The sequence below is a fragment of the Moellerella wisconsensis genome, from assembly GCF_022592395.1.
GTDB lineage: Bacteria > Pseudomonadota > Gammaproteobacteria > Enterobacterales > Enterobacteriaceae > Moellerella > Moellerella wisconsensis.
The window spans coordinates 38944-53935 of record NZ_CP093243.1 but is presented as its reverse complement, the minus strand read 5'-3'; the positions used below and the strand labels follow the sequence as shown (position 1 = coordinate 53935).

17 protein-coding genes are annotated in these 14992 nt (G+C 49.8%); 3 read left to right on the top strand and 14 right to left on the bottom strand.

The features are described 5' to 3' along the window. From MNY66_RS16075 to MNY66_RS16050, 6 genes are all read right to left on the bottom strand, one after another. Window positions 1-276, bottom strand: coding sequence for a hypothetical protein (locus tag MNY66_RS16075; RefSeq protein ID WP_067421656.1), 276 nt, complete (start codon window positions 274-276; stop codon window positions 1-3). Next, entirely contained in the window at window positions 273-2762 is a 2490-nt protein-coding gene (traC, locus tag MNY66_RS16070; protein ID WP_067421653.1) for a type IV secretion system protein TraC, read from the bottom strand. The genes MNY66_RS16075 and traC overlap by 4 nt, the downstream gene beginning before the upstream one ends. A 23-nt stretch (window positions 2763-2785) precedes the next feature. After that, window positions 2786-3529 (bottom strand): DsbC family protein, encoded by a 744-nt coding sequence (locus MNY66_RS16065; RefSeq protein WP_067421651.1) that lies wholly within the window; start codon window positions 3527-3529, stop codon window positions 2786-2788. A gap of 414 nt (window positions 3530-3943) precedes the next feature. Beyond that, window positions 3944-4477 (bottom strand): type IV conjugative transfer system lipoprotein TraV, encoded by a 534-nt coding sequence (gene traV / locus MNY66_RS16060; protein WP_241501988.1) that lies wholly within the window; start codon window positions 4475-4477, stop codon window positions 3944-3946. Between the two features lie 2 nt (window positions 4478-4479). Next, a complete protein-coding gene (locus tag MNY66_RS16055) occupies window positions 4480-5868 on the bottom strand; it encodes a TraB/TrbI/VirB10 family type IV secretion system protein (RefSeq protein ID WP_241501987.1) in 1389 nt (462 codons plus the stop codon). Between the two features lie 7 nt (window positions 5869-5875). After that, on the bottom strand, window positions 5876-6502 hold the full coding sequence (locus MNY66_RS16050; RefSeq protein ID WP_419182051.1) for a hypothetical protein: 627 nt from the start codon (window positions 6500-6502) through the stop codon (window positions 5876-5878). Between the two features lie 217 nt (window positions 6503-6719). Here MNY66_RS16050 and MNY66_RS17950 point away from each other — a divergent pair, with 217 nt between their 5' ends. Together MNY66_RS17950 and MNY66_RS16045 are read left to right on the top strand one after the other, a co-directional pair. Then, the gene (locus MNY66_RS17950) at window positions 6720-6848 is read left to right on the top strand and encodes a hypothetical protein (RefSeq protein ID WP_277627827.1); all 129 of its coding nucleotides are present in this window, start codon (window positions 6720-6722) and stop codon (window positions 6846-6848) included. Between the two features lie 76 nt (window positions 6849-6924). Further along, window positions 6925-7122, top strand: a complete 198-nt coding sequence (locus MNY66_RS16045; protein WP_241502043.1) for a hypothetical protein — start codon at window positions 6925-6927, stop codon at window positions 7120-7122. Between the two features lie 20 nt (window positions 7123-7142). Here the strand turns inward: MNY66_RS16045 and MNY66_RS16040 are convergent, their stop codons facing one another. From MNY66_RS16040 to MNY66_RS16030, 3 genes are all read right to left on the bottom strand, one after another. Next, window positions 7143-7733: a TraE/TraK family type IV conjugative transfer system protein gene (locus MNY66_RS16040; protein ID WP_067421645.1), complete on the bottom strand. Its 591-nt coding sequence runs from the start codon at window positions 7731-7733 to the stop codon at window positions 7143-7145. Next, window positions 7730-8017: a type IV conjugative transfer system protein TraL gene (traL, locus tag MNY66_RS16035; RefSeq protein WP_067421643.1), complete on the bottom strand. Its 288-nt coding sequence runs from the start codon at window positions 8015-8017 to the stop codon at window positions 7730-7732. Before traL ends, MNY66_RS16040 begins: the two co-directional genes overlap by 4 nt. A 69-nt stretch (window positions 8018-8086) precedes the next feature. Then, entirely contained in the window at window positions 8087-8575 is a 489-nt protein-coding gene (locus tag MNY66_RS16030) for a DsbA family protein (RefSeq protein WP_241502037.1), read from the bottom strand. An 82-nt stretch (window positions 8576-8657) separates the two neighbouring features. Here MNY66_RS16030 and MNY66_RS16025 point away from each other — a divergent pair, with 82 nt between their 5' ends. Beyond that, window positions 8658-8834, top strand: coding sequence for a hypothetical protein (locus MNY66_RS16025; RefSeq protein ID WP_241502042.1), 177 nt, complete (start codon window positions 8658-8660; stop codon window positions 8832-8834). Between the two features lie 79 nt (window positions 8835-8913). Here the strand turns inward: MNY66_RS16025 and MNY66_RS16020 are convergent, their stop codons facing one another. The 5 genes from MNY66_RS16020 to mobH all read right to left on the bottom strand — a co-directional run bounded on the left by MNY66_RS16020 (window position 8914) and on the right by mobH (window position 14939). Beyond that, a complete protein-coding gene (locus MNY66_RS16020; protein ID WP_241501986.1) occupies window positions 8914-9195 on the bottom strand; it encodes a hypothetical protein in 282 nt (93 codons plus the stop codon). A gap of 97 nt (window positions 9196-9292) precedes the next feature. Continuing rightward, on the bottom strand, window positions 9293-9943 hold the full coding sequence (locus MNY66_RS16015) for an IncC plasmid conjugative DNA transfer DtrJ family protein (protein ID WP_067421638.1): 651 nt from the start codon (window positions 9941-9943) through the stop codon (window positions 9293-9295). Further along, on the bottom strand, window positions 9936-10316 hold the full coding sequence (locus MNY66_RS16010; RefSeq protein WP_137022477.1) for a hypothetical protein: 381 nt from the start codon (window positions 10314-10316) through the stop codon (window positions 9936-9938). The genes MNY66_RS16015 and MNY66_RS16010 overlap by 8 nt, the downstream gene beginning before the upstream one ends. Next, window positions 10313-12262, bottom strand: a complete 1950-nt coding sequence (gene traD, locus MNY66_RS16005; protein WP_235845275.1) for a conjugative transfer system coupling protein TraD — start codon at window positions 12260-12262, stop codon at window positions 10313-10315. The genes MNY66_RS16010 and traD overlap by 4 nt, the downstream gene beginning before the upstream one ends. 13 nt (window positions 12263-12275) lie before the next feature. Beyond that, window positions 12276-14939: a MobH family relaxase gene (gene mobH / locus MNY66_RS16000; protein ID WP_137022476.1), complete on the bottom strand. Its 2664-nt coding sequence runs from the start codon at window positions 14937-14939 to the stop codon at window positions 12276-12278. Between the last annotated feature and the right edge of the window lie 53 nt (window positions 14940-14992).

Genomic DNA, 14992 nt, shown 5'->3' with positions numbered 1-14992 from the left:
TTAGTTGGCTGACGGTGAAACAGTTTGCGGGATCTGCATATGCGCCGGGTATTTATATAAAGCCGACTCATTTATAACCATGTAGCCTGCCTTCGCCATTGCCTCTGCGCGTGCGTGAACTAGTTTTACTTGAGGGTCACTGAGAACCTTTCCGTTTGCGCCGGTATAACTGACCACGGCAATGTAGTCAGTTGGTGCAGCAGGAGGGACAAACCGCCCATAAAGGGCGGCTCCCAGGAATCCGCAGAGTAATGAAACGGCTGCGGTCTTAATCATGCGGCTTTACCTCTTTGTCGCTCTTCAAGAATGGAGTTGATGGCATCCTGTGTGGACAAGCCTTGTGCTTTCCGTTTTCGGATCGCAGCTACATCGTCCGGCGCTGTGGAGTACAACAGCATCGAGAAAGGATCCACAATCAACCGACTAATCCCCTGGCCGGATTTGGAGATAACGTAAATCTCTGAGTAAATACCTCGGCTCGAACGCACCGTTTTCAAGAAGCGGTACCCTGCATCATCCAGTGCTAAGCGCTGGTGGTGTTGAGCTTCGTTCACCGCAGATTCACTCTGACCAAGTAACAGCATAAACGCAGAGTTGTCGGCGATAGATTTTCCGACGCTATCTTTGTAAATATCGTTAATGGATTGCGTGATCGTGATGGCCGCACCGTTGTATTTACGGAACCGGCGATAGCCTTTCTCAATGAATGCGCCGATGTTTCCTTTAAGCAATGCCCAAGCTTCGTCGATAACCACGATTTTCATCTGGCCGCGATCACCCATGAACATGTCTTGCTGGATTTGGTAAATCAGCTGCAACAGTACAACCTGCTTCAGGTGCTCAGAGCTTTCCAAGCGCGACAGTTCCAGAACCGTAAACGGGTTACGGAAGTCGATGTTGTTTTTGCCCACAAAGTACTTGCCGTACTGACCACGGCTGGTGAATGGGTACAATTGGTGACCCAGACGTTTGATGTCATTCTCTTCATCCGACAGCAGCGATTCCGCCACCATATCAACTGTGGTTTCCTTACCATGCTTGCGAACGAGAATGGCAACGTGCTCTTTCAAACGAGCTTCTTCGAAGTCGTTCAGGCCTGCTTTAGGCGCAGCCATGACAGAGAGAAGTCCGATGATCAGATCCTCTTCGCCACCATCTTCGTTGTCCGGATTTTCACCGAAGTAGTCTTCAATCAGTTCAAAGAAGTTGAGGCAGGGCTTCTTATCAGGGTGGAAGTCGAGATAGTCCCCGTTGTAGGTCTCACAAATATTTTTGTACGAATCACCCACATCGATACACCAAACCTTCGCCCCCAGACTGCGATAAGCAGTAATTAGGTAGTTGGTTAAGAACGACTTGCCAGAGCCGGACTCCGCCGCAATACAGGCGTTGTAGTTTGTATCTGAGTCGAAAAGGTCGAGCATCTGCACTTGGCCGGAGCGGGAAGTCAGCATTAGAGCTGGATTGCTGGTACCTTGCCAGTCGGCGTAAAGAGGAGAAATAACCAAGGCTTCGCTCAATGCCAGCGTGCGGTAACGTCCCATTGATTTTTCTGCGCCTGCTTCGTTGAACATTGGCAGGGAGGAAAGGAAAATAGGGGCAACAAAGTAACTATCAGGGATCATCTTGAACTGATAGGTGTTGAGGTAGCTGGCCGCTTCCTGGCTCGCACGGAATACTCCGTCTTTGGAGTTGGAGAAGATGGTGACGGTAAACTTGGCCTTACAGATTGGTTCACCGTTATCCAGTTTGTCGCTTAGTAGGTCATACCCTTCACGAATAGTCTTCAGTGAGGGGATCCACTTCACCATTGGTCCATCGGTTTGTTGCACAATCCAGTTACGTTTCTGCGTGAACTTGGTCTTCGCGTTTTGCTGATCGAAGAAAATCATGCTCATGGACAGGATGCAGGACGACTTAATGCCGGTCGCGCCACTCATCATGTCACCGAGGAAGTATTGCGCCTGCCCAGGGAAGAACCGCTTAGGTAATTTCTTGGCACTTAATGTCCGTATAAACGTGGTACCGGTTTGTCGCTCACCACGCTGATTTTCGTCTTCTGGACTACCGAAGGCGCAGTATTTGTTGCGGATGAAGAACTCACGATCAGGGTCAACAAGCTGCTCCGAGATCATCAAATCATCCTGCACTTGCAACGGATTACGGTCACGCCAAGATGCCGTTTCGCCTTGGTTTAAAATGGCAGACAGCACGTCGATATAACGGTCGCGCGTTAGGGTGGCAGGGCACAGGCCGGTGATCCCCAGCGTCGTATCGAACGTGTTACGGAATTCAGAAATCAGGTTGAATTCCTCTTCGCGAAGGTCGTATTCATTCTTCACTGGCACCTTAACTGTGATCAGCAATAGGCAGTTGCGTACACGGGTTCCCGTTCCCTTCATGGGGAAGTCGGTGCTGTGAAGCAGGAACTTAGAACGGTTGTAGATTGCGTCACGCAACACTTCGTCTTCGCAATCCATGCGCAGAACGTCCATCTGATTAATTTTGCCAACGATATTCGGGCTGGCAATCAAGTCGAACTGCACAATGGTTTTCGCCGGGAAGTTGGACGACAGCAACGTTTGTAATTGCTGCATCTCTTTTCCGCTAGTACCGGACAGCGGACGGCAAAGGAAGCCGAATCCGATGTACTTGTTGTCACACAGAAAAATATGGTTCTGCTCATCGTATGCCCGAACAGGGCACACATCAGAGAAGCGTCGAATTGATTTCAAACGCTGTACGATAATGGACTCGCTCATCTTAACCCCACAGAAAGAAGAACTTATTGACCAGCCAGGAAGGCTTTGAGACCTTGTTTTGGTGCACCGATACTGAAAACACCGTCGTCACGAATAATGAATGGCACCATGCTCACACCCAACACCTGAGCGGTGATCGTGCGTCTCGCCAGTGCTTGTAAGTCGCAGTCTTTGACTTGGTCAAACTTGGTTTTCTCATGCGCAATGATTGCACGATCGGCACGATAGCGATCGGAGGCGCAGTACAGCTCTTTGTTGCGGATTTGACTTGGTTCGCCTAGGGCACCCAGTGAAAGCACGTTTACCGTGTACTCATGCGGGTCGAGATCGGCAAGTTGATTAAGGGCAGCGGCACAATGCGTGCAGTTCGGGTCGGTGAACAAAATGGCTTTTTTCGGCCCATTCCCCCAGACAGCCGGTTGCAGATCAGCGATGTTTAGCTTTAGCTCTTTAATCGGAATGATGCTGGCGTACTTGGTGATGTCGTCAATCGTGGTCAGGTCTTTCTTGGCCCAGGTGTCATACATGGTGCCTTTAAACAGGTAGCGACCATTTGATGACAGTAGATTGACCTTACCGTCAACCTCCAAAGCAATGATACCATTGGTTGGCACAACGAATCGCTTGACGTCCTTGCTGTCCTTTGGTGCATTCATGAAGGCTTTATTGTTAAACACGGTATCAGCGCTCACGTCAGCACCTGCAAAAGCAGAAGCGGCAAAGCTGGCGGACAAAATCAGGGATAATACTTTCTTACGTAGCTTCATTGGTGTGCTCCTGTGAATGAGGCTACATTTTCAACGGTGCGTAGGTTGATTGACAGCGAAAAGGCCAGCAAAACGAGGTAGAAAACGGGTTGGGAAGGGTTGGGCGCTTGGGATGTTTTTTCAGAGGACAGAAAAAGGTAAGGCCGTTCGAGGGAGAACGGCCTTGCGCATGAATCCATTTACCAAAATGTCTGAGTGGGGTTATCCAACGCGGGGGTAAGTCATGCATTGAATGTCAGTATTGGCAAAATGCGGTATGGTTACCATGCGTCGATAATATTAATCTCAAACTCTATAAATAGCAATGAGACCCAGAACGAAAGAAAGCCGCGCTAGGCGGCTTTCATAATGCAACCGGCTGTATTTAAGGGGGAATATTAAATCATTCAGTTTGTATTAATTTCAGCGTCAGCATTATTTGTTAGGTGCTTGCGGACTAGACACCGCCGCTGGCGTGGTACTCATTGGGCGGATTGCCGCACTTCGGGTTGCGGCATGAGAGGCTCCAACTTCCCAACGACGCGGCTCAATCTCGGTGTACACGTAACCCGGCACGTTCAAGTCACCATCTGCGGACTCGTAGGGGTCAACCAGAACACGCATCACTTGCGCCTGAGTACGGATCGGCTGAGGGTTTGCCGTTGCAGCCGGTACCGGCACATAACGGCCACCCGTTGCTACGCCACCTGCACTAACGCTACTTGAGGTACCGTTTCGTTTCAGGTCCACAGGTTTACCCGACAGTTGCTGTTCCGACACTTCATCAATACGGTCTTGGTAGTCATCACCATCGGTCAGCTGATGGATGTCACGGATGTTCATACACGTCACCGCATTGGGCATCCCCTTACAGGCATATTCTGAATTACCATCCACCAGCGAACAGCCTGACAATGCAGCGAGACCCGCCGTAGCGACACAGATTATTAAAAGACGTTTTTTCCACATAATTAGTTAGCCCCGTTGGAATTGAAAGTTGTTGGTGTTGCCTTGCCGTTAGGCTTGACGCGAGTAAATTTCAGTGTCACGCCTTTTTGAACGATAAAATCGACACTGCGGCCCGGATCGATTTCGATCACTGGGAACAGGTCACCCGCCATGTTCATGTAAAAATCAGCCAGGCGGTCTAACGCACCACCTACACCGGCAATGGCTGCACCTTGAAGCGCCTCACTGCTCATTACCTGCTCATAAGGTGTGTTATTTTTCTTACTGCTGTTGTTGTCACGCGTGACGTTGATGGTTGGAATGCTTTGAACACTGAACAAAGAGGATGCTGCTTGCAGGAAGCCCGCGGTCAGTGCTTTAGCCAGATACTGGCCTTGCTTGGTCACCAGACGACCACGCACACCAGCTTTGCCGTCTTCACCCACCGCATAGGCATCAATCGGTGATTCGAACACAGCACCGTCATCACGGATGCAGGTGATCACCTCAGAACGGAAGTAGCCTCGTTCAGACGACAGCTCACCAAAGCCAGCGGCCAACATGCCACACTCACGCACGTCAGCTCGGAAACGGTTAGGCAGAATGGCATCTTTCTTAATACGGATCAGCGCCGGGTATGGGTCTTTACGTGCGTTCTGTGATGTGGGTGCATCCATACCAGAAATAAACACACCGCTCAGGATTGAAGTCGCTGGGAGGTAAGTCTGGAAGGATGGGTCATCATCAGGGTCTGCGGCTGCAACCTCTTTAATGTCTTCATGCACAGAGACAATATCCGGAGTGGCAGGGGCGACTTTTTTGCCGTCCTTGCCCTTAGCATCCGTATCCAAGCCGAAGTCGGCCGGATTAGGTTGCTGGGAGTTCTCATACACACGCTGAAGGGTATCGTTGTTATTCAGTTCATCATGAACACTGTCTGGCGTTAACTTCTCCACACCTTGCTTGGCATCTTTGCCTCCATTATAGATGTCTATTGAACGAACAGACTTAGTGTATGGCATAACAGTTGCTGCCGATTCGACGCGCTTTTTCAGTTTTTCCTGTTCAATGCGGTCAGATCTTTGCTGCTGCTCAATGGTGATCAGCCGTTTGTTGATCTCTTCCACGTTGAGGGACTTTTTTAAGTCCGTGATATTGGTGTTTTGCTTTTCAATGGACTCACCCAAAGCGCGCAGACGTGCAGCAATTGCGTTCTGGCTTACGCCCTGGGTATCGGAATCAGTCAGCACGCTGGAAATGATTTGCTCTGAAGGTCCCCGTGATGCTGGTTTTCGTGATTCAGGCATCAACATCAGTATGGACGGGATCAGCACCACCAACGTACCACCCCAAACAAAAAGGCGTTTCTTCTTGGCGTCCAGAGTTTCCCAGCGTTCTTTAATTTTACTCATCGTCGTATTACTCCGCTAATTTTGGACGGACAGAATCATCGACTTGCGCCTGCTGAGACTGATTGCGAATGACAAAGTACGCTTCAGTCTTTTGACCTGGTTGAAGCGTGTTACGACTCCACAGGGCGCGCGCTGCGAGGTTAGGGTGAGTACACAGGGATTCATCTACCGTGATGGTAGATGCACCGGTATTTTGGGCCACACCCACAATGACACTGAACTGACTGCCCTGGATGTACTGACCACCTGCGAAGCTGTATTTGATATTGTCCTGCGCAGTGCCTGTGCTGAAATTACAGTTTGGAACACTATTACCCCGACCTAAACTACCCATTGCATAGCCCGGAGGGATATCACCCAGCGCGACTGCACGCAGAATGTTGCGGATAGTTTCGACGTAATTATCTTTTTGTTCCCATTTACGGGCTTTGGTTTCGTTACCGCCGTACATCACATTGCCTGCTGACTGCGTGTAACCAGACGCTGCTGGCGAATTTCCCACTTTACGGGAGAGCATTAACGAGGCTTGTACGGGCGCTATCTTTTGAGGAACCAGAGATAAAGACAGTGCGACGCTTTCATCGCCTTTTTCGCTGATGTACAGCGCGACCGGATTGGTGGAGCTCGTGGACACGTAAATCACGTTACCTTGGACACTTACCTTCACGTCAGACAATTGCAAACGTTGAACAGTCGGGCGCTCAAATGGGGTAACGATACGGTTAAGCTGGCCGATTGAAATCGGGATCAGGGTATTCACGCCGGGCTCAACGATTAGGTCTTGACGAGAGGGAATGACATCATCCGTTAAACGAACAGGCTGAACAATGGAGTTAGGCACAGGCTGGACGTTGATACCGTCCACAGCGGGGTTGTCGCTGGAGCTGGCATTCATAGATGCGCCCGCCGTAGCGGTGTGGTTACCTTTTGACGAAGCTACGACAACTGGCTCATCAGACGCAGAGTCTCCAGAGCGTTGAAGCACAACGCCGTTATCAACTGACAGTGTATTGCTTTTTACGTTAAGACCATTCGCAATGGATGGTCCGGCAGTGATTGACGCGATTAACAGCGCCAGAATTTTTACGTGTTTACTATTCAACATTTGTTCCCCCGAACAGTGACGGACGCAATACACAGGAAGTTACCGCGACGGTTTTGTTAGTGCTGTTCACTTTGTTTACCAAGCTTTCACTTATTCGTAAAAGCGCTCAAATTGTTTATAACCCGCACGAAGCGGGTGACGAAATTTAGGAGTTTGGGTCTCCCCAGATTTATTTGTCGCCTTTTTTGTCGCTCGGCAGTTCAGCTTTACCTTGCTTGATGTTGATGAAGGTCAGCACCGGACGGTAACCTTTCACATCAATTGACATCTGGAACGTAACGGATTTAACGATAGGGTTACCCGTGATCCCTTCAAGACCTTGGCTACCTTCAACAAAATAAGTGCCGGGGGCTTTGGGGTCGTGATATACACGGGTTGGCGTGAAGCTCAGACTGATACGGTCACGTTTAATTTGGTCAATCTGGTCGTCAATACGCTTCATAACCTGCGAGTAAATGCCCGCATCCAGGAATGGCCCGATAGACTTCTTCAGCATGTCCACAGAGTCTGGCGTTGCGTTACCCATTGAGTTAGCCAGGTAGATTGCCCACGCCTGCATATAAGGCTGACCTGCCGTCTTCTCATCTAACCAAGTGGTCTCGGTTAAGTTAGGTGGAACGATTGTTACGATCTGTGAACGGTTCATCAGCGTGGTGGAGAGAATGCCGATACACATAATGGAGACAACCAACACCAGCTTCAGCGTGGTGTTTTCGCCCTTCATGTTCAGTAAACCTTTTTTGAAGTCTTGGCTCTTCATACAATAAATTCCCGGTCGAATGCGTTAGGTACAATGGTGCTTTTCCCGAAGGAAACACCGAACTTCCAGTAACACAGGTGCAAAAAGTATTTTTCTGATGCTTTTTGCAGGAAGCTGCCGTAAAAACGGGTGATCACGATACCGATGAGTGACATCGTGAAGAGACGACCGGTGAAGACGCCGATCCCCAGGAAAACAAAAAATGGCATCGCTTCATCAACGCTCCAGAAGAAGAACTTCGGTGGATCATCGACAGAATGCGAGATGTAGACTGGTTCACTCATTCTTACCCCCAATTATGAAACGAAATACCCGAACCCCTTCGGGTGCTATAACACTGTACGCAAGCTTTTTTACTTCTCACCCCCCTGGGCTAATTGCGCCATCATCTGCATCAAGCCGGTTCCGTTAACGGAGCCTTGAACCATTGCCGACTTATCGCCATGCACCACGATATTTGCGGGCGTTTGTTGGATGTTGAGACGCGCTGCTTCTTTGACGTCTTCCGCGATTTTGGCGCTAGGGCGCGCGGCATTTACACACTCAATAATGCGCTGACCATCCAGACCGTTGTTCTCCGCTAACTTATCGAGAGGCGTTGCCAGGCCATGTCCGTCAGAGCGGGTGTCAGCGAAAATTGCACGCGCCATTTTGTAGAATGCGGGGTTACCACCTTGCTCTGCGGCACACTCAGAGGCGAGTGACTCAGTGCGAGATGACTGTCCGTGTACTGGGACGTGTTTGAACACCATTGCAATATTGCCGGATGAAGAATCCACCAGATCCATCATCTGTGGGAAATGAGTTTTGCAGTACGGGCACTCAAAATCTGAATACTCAATGACGTAAAATTGAGCGTCTGGGTTGCCGTAGATACGCTCACTGTCCGTAGACGGCGAATAGGATTTAGAGGGCTTATCACCTGTGCTAAACCCGATTGCGTTGTCTGTTTTAGCCTGTTGGGATACCTTCAGACCAGAAGCCGCGATGTATCTGTCAAACGCTGATTCCAGATCCGCGCGATTACCAATAACACCGCTATTGCTGTCTGCCACGACAGCCAAGTCATTGAGCATGCGTGACTGCTTATCCAGTTGGTAAACGGCATAGCCGGACGTAGCCATCATGACGGCCAAAGGAACACCGTAAAGAAGCCATTTCAAACCATTTCGCTTAGCCATTAGTAACCTCGGGATTGTTGTAACTGCTCGGGAACGAAAACCATGTCAGGCTTTTTCAATTCACCGCGTTTTTTCATCTCGTTATGCTGAGCCTGCATTCGCGGCAGTAAAATCTCAGCCATTTCTTTATCCATTACCGACTGGTCTGTCAGGTAGTCTGTCTTCTGAATATGTTTCGCGATGACCGCAATACGTTCGGTCTTGTTTGTAAGAACTACAGCGGTACATAAACTGGCAGTAAAGCCGAGACATAAGACGCCGGATAACACAATGTGCTTCATTTCAGACATAGTTCACCTCGGGGGATAATTTACCATTCAGGTTTTGGTGCGGATAATGAAAAGCACCGCAAAACGCGGCGCTTTTCGGGGTAGGAATTTAGATACGTTTTGGCAGGTTACTAATGAGCAGCGAACTACCTATCGGGATCATCACAATCATGATGAGCGCCCCTATCATTGGCGGTACTGGAAGGGGGACGAACAGAGACAGCAAGATACTGTAAACCCCCCAACCGATCAGCACCATGCTGCGGCGGTTAAGGAAAGGAGATGAATAGGCAAAGGTGTATCGCTTGGCGTTCCATCGCATGATACCGGCAAAGATGGAGGGCAGCGTGACCACCAGCATATACGGCATCCAGTAGATGTTCAGTGTTAAGCGATACACGATCATATAAAACCAGTAATTCAGGTTTTCGGCCATGTTACGAAAGATAGACGCGAACAGATAAAGGGGCCCACCTTTGTTTGCCATATCATTCGCATCAAGTTCATAGAAATCCCTCAAAAAACCATCCACACCGGTATCGACAAAAAACGAGCGGTAGTTCTGGTTAACGTCAGAGATCACAGGTGTGAAGTCCGAATCACCGATCAGTCTCTGGCCCCAGGCGACTTCTTTCTTCACGTTCTCGTAAAAATACGAGGCCGGGAAGAACATGGAAATGACGAACAGTACCGCCGTACTGAAGATAATGATCATCTTTATCGTCTGGGGCCACTTTTCTTCAGTCAATTGATCAAGCATGTAAAATCCTTAATGCGAGTTTGTCGGCCACCGCATTAATGAGCTCGCTGTTCAGCCTGCGGGGCAGCTTGCTGGTGGTCGCCAGCTCTGTGAACCCCATTTTCCCGCCGAGATGTTCGGTGACGAAATTTGCCAGCGTAATGAAGTAAACCGCTAGACGTTCCCAATCATTCAGTGGGCAATCGGTCTGTTGGTTATAAGCTGTGACCGAAGATTGCACGGCATCCGCCACCCGTCCTTTTGTCAGGTCACATGGCAACAATGAAATTAGTGTTTGGGTGATTGGCTCTACACACGGCCAGATCAGCGTTAAGCTGTCATAGGCGTTACAGTCTTCCTTTCGCAAAAAATAGGTTTTCATCTTGTTCATCATTTTTTACCCCCAACACGAATACGCGACTTTTCACCTCGGACTTTTTTCTCGTATAGCTTCAGGAATTTCAAGGCCTTCTTGCTGGCCTGATTGAAGGCCTTATCCCCCTTAGGTGAAATGATAATCGGCACCTTACCTTTGACGATTTTGTTCGCCTGATTAATTGCCATGAATTCAAGGTTCGGTAGCCAGCCCAACAATGGGGATGGGAACAGCTCACCTTCCTCTTCCATGATGCGCTCACTGACCGAGCCGGTGATCATCTCCGGGTCAGCACCCGCGCTAGACCCGTGTCCGCGCATCACGTATTTGAACTTAGTCATCGGCACACGCTTCATTACCGCTTCTTGTGCATCGGGATCCGGTGTACGCAACGCGGTAAAGTGGTTGGTATTGGTGATGATTTGTTTCATCTTCGCTTCAGAGCCCAGGCGTGCTTCAAAGTCACTGGTGGACTGAGATGAGATGAAGAGGCGGAAGCCCGCACCACGGGTTTTGTTCAGCATCTTGATCACCTGATCGTTGATAACTTCAGCGGCCTCGTCGATCAGCACCATTACTGGAGCCAGGTCATCGCCTCGGGGCTTCATGAAGTTGTACACGTCCGCCGACACACTGGTGATGTCAGACAAAAAGATGGAACCCACTGCCGAACCAGTTTCACCATCCGCCAAGGAATCCAGCCCCATGTACAGCATGCCGCCAGTCGTGATGATGTCTCGCACGTTGGAGATAGGGCGGAAGTCATTCAGTTGTGACTCGTCATCACTGTCCGGGGAAAGCAATTCGGCCATAAAACCCTGAGTCAGCTGACTCAGGATAGGCATAACGTTCAAGATCATCTTCTGGAAGTGCTCTCGTTGGTGACCGAGCATATCCAGACCGGCTTCAATGCTGGGAAAACTGCGGTTTGCCTTGATATCGTTGCGGTAGATTTCCGCACAGATATCGGCGATTTCCTTTGGCCCCTTCGCCTTGTTTGCATAGCGATCCATGCGCATGGCGAAGATTCGGTCAAAATCATCCTCGCCCAACACCTGACGGCCAATTTTGGTCACTGACTTAATGATGAGATCGGCCAGGGAAGAAACGTCAGATCCCAACTGGGTTTTCACGTTCTTGAGCGTTGGCTTTATTTCGCAGACTTTCATCAGCTCAACAACCGTGGTCAAGGACATGATACCGAATGACACGAAGGGATCACTGGTGCCATCGGCGCGCTGAATGACGGAGGTTATGCGGTTCGCCACTTCCCCGGCGCGGGTGTAGTTCGTGATAGGTGAAATACGGGCGGATTTCTCGGGGTGCGCCAGTGACATATAGTTGAATTTATCTTCCCGGTTCACCAGCCGTAGGCACATGTTCATCCAGTCAGCCAACTCTTCATCGTTTTTCGGATCGATGAGGATGAGGGGTTGCTTCTTGAGCGCTGCCTGAAGGATAAGCAACTTATAATAGGTTGTTTTACCAGAGCCAGTTGTCCCGGTCACCAGAGTGTGCAATGACAACAGGTCTTCAGCAACACGGATCCATTCTTCAGATTCGCCCAGCGCATGTATCCAGCCAAGGCCCATGAAGTTTTCAGGCACTTTGCTCACGAACTTTTTAAGGTCGCGCTTGACGAGTTCGGAAGCTAACTGGCCTTCGGGTTGACGCCACTCAAATCCGCGTCCCAGCAGATAGCAATCGGGAAACTTCATCATTACGTCGATAACGGCTTCGAGATCCATTTTCAGGACGTTAGGCTTGCGCTTCAAGCGACTCTTGTGTTTGTAAATATCCCACGCAGAAGGCACGGAGCGAACTGCATAGGCTGCTTGAACCGCAACCGCTAAGTAGCATGGTACAGAAGGCATATTGAATGCAGCGTTGACTGCCAGTGAGGCAGCAATCCCCACACCCCAACCGGCGATTTCCAGCGCCTCAAAGTTGGGACGCCAACGCATGTTATAACTCCACTCACTCATTATCGTTCACCATGAAATTTTGAATGTTGCTGTTCACGAGGATGTAATCGACACCGGTACGTGTCACATAGTCGAAATTATCAATCAGCACTTGCTGAAACTGATTGGCGTTAATATTTAGGTCCTGCGCGATACGTCGCTTTTGCAGTGAGGACAAGGCGATTACTGGGTCACCATTGAATGCGGCTTTATTGGCCCCCTTGGTAGCGATGGCGCGATAGACTTCTGTCATATCGACACTGACGTCTGACAAATCGAACGGACTCAGATTTGAGCGATAGCGGTTACCAGAAAGCTGGTCGATGTCAGCGTTAAGCTCTTTACGCAGGTAGAAACACATTTGTGAACGGTGGGTGTAATACTCACAAGGGGCTTCCATAAACGGATACCAGATCCAGTCTGCATCCCGCATTGGCTCAAAGAGGGAGTCTTCAACCCCGTTTTCAAGAATAATGCAGCAGTGGCCGCTTTCATGGAAAAGGCTTGAAGAGTTTGCTGCAACATAGGAGGCCAGTTTGTCCTTGGCGAGATCGGGCGCGCTACGGAAAATTGGGCTCTGATCTTGATGCAAAGAGGTCAACTGCTCGACACCGAATGCAGCCGCGTTGTTCTTGTCGTAGCCAAAATCGTTATCCTGAGCCGGTTCAAAATTGCCGTTATCCACTTCATCCTGAACACGTTGGATTTGAGCGCGCGCTTCGGCCATCGGATCAATATCCGGTTTGGCTTCCATTAAGTTGCGCTCGTCATTCTGATAGTCATCCGTGACTGCGTGGTACTTCAGGGTCTCCCATAAAGATAGCGTTTCACGGTCAAACTCAGGCTCTTGATAATGCACCATCGTTGTAATTGGGGACGGAGTTTCGTCATCAGAACCTTGCTTGCTCAATACGTCTTTGAGGCTCAGCTGTTGCGGTTCAACCTTGTTTTTTTTCAGTTCGCGTGACGGCACCTTAATAGGCTGACTCTGCTCAACCGGTACGGATGGAGCCTGGAAGGCTTCCCCTGGCTTTAGATTAGCCAGCTCTGCTTGGGCTTTGGCTTTCGCATCCTGTCGTGCATTGACCTTTTCATAGTCCGCATCAGACAGCAGTTTCAGGTGATGCAGCAGCTGGTGGGCGTTGTCCGGAGTTACAGGGTTAGAGGCACCAAACATATTTTCCAATGGGCTGTCATTCTCATCCGGCAGTAGTGTACCTCCCTTGAGGATTTCAGGATCGACGTCAGCCGGAATGCTGTTTTCGCGCGGTACTTTATTGCCCACGTAAGGGCGGCTTTCTTTCAGTACAGGGATATTTTTCCCTTTACTGGTTTGAAACTCACGCCACTCGCTCTCAATTCGAATGCGGGAGGAAATAGGCAGTGGCTCCATTGTGTCCACAAACAGGACGTCCGGAGAGATAAGACGCAGGCAACTCAACGCCACTTTCGGCTCTTTGCTGTTGCGCGAATCTCGGTCATTCATGATGTGGGGGGCAATGCGCCAATACGCGGTATCTTCGTTTTTGTTTACGTTCGGAATGCACAGCTTATAGCTCATCATCAGATCAGCTAGGCTGTTGGCCGATTGAGGGATCACTGCACCGGATTTCTTCACGGTGTTGGTGATGTCTTTGACTGCCGTACCCCAAACGATAAACACGCCGTAGGTGGTTACCCAAATTGGGTTACCAGGCTTGTTGGGTTGCCAAACACCTTTCTTTAATAGGTGGCGCATGGCATCCACAATACGTTGGACAGCAGGCACACCCGACTGTGTTGCACGAACCGCGTCACCGCCGTAACGTTGCAGATCGTGACGGACAGAAATAACGTCAGACTCCTTCACAATCTTCAGGATCTTGTTTTTCATTTCGGATGCCGTTTCGTCGGTGGCATCCAGTCTAACGGTACTCACTGCCATAGCCCGAGTCAGCTCGTTATAGATGTCGTTACCTTCGCTCAGCAGGAACTCATGCAGGATTTGCGGCACGATCATCATCATCATAGCCGTGGTGCTTGAGTGGTGTTGTTGGTGCCGCGAGCTCTTCCAGACTAGGAAATAACGTTCAATTTTATTGGCTTTAGCCCATTCATGAATAGGGGTTCGACCCGGAGGCCAGTGATAGGTACCTGACTTGTCCCAGACCTCGTAATCGGTAAATGGCTTACCAATGTCATGCAGCAGGCCAGCGGTTGCAATTGCAAGACGCCAGGCCAACATTCGGCTAGATTTCACCACAGGCATTTCCATCGAATCGAATTCAATGTTTTTGGCTTTACGAATGGACTGGAAGCACACTTCTAGCGAATGGCGCATCAGGCCACTTTGTGCCCGGTGGTGGTGGTGTTCGGATGCGGGGAACAGCTGTACGAAATTCGCAAAGCTATCAAGCATCGGCATCATCAACTGGTCAAATTCGCTATCACGAATATTGAGCTCGCGTTTAATGGCCTGGATCATGTCAGTTTGTTTTTCACGCAGAATGTAGTTACCCGGAATCAGTGCAGGGAAACCAATTTCGGCAGGCGGGTAACGCAAGATGTCTCCACGCACAACCATTGAATCCACGCCGTCGCGCATAGAGTCGATTTCTTCGAGGGTCTCCAGAGGGATGTTAATCTCTTCCTGTTCCTCATTTTTTTTGCCAAACAGCGTTTTGATGATCTTCAGCATTTAAAGCTCTCCGTTGTAGTGCAAGTACGATAACCCATGACGGGGTGCAGGCT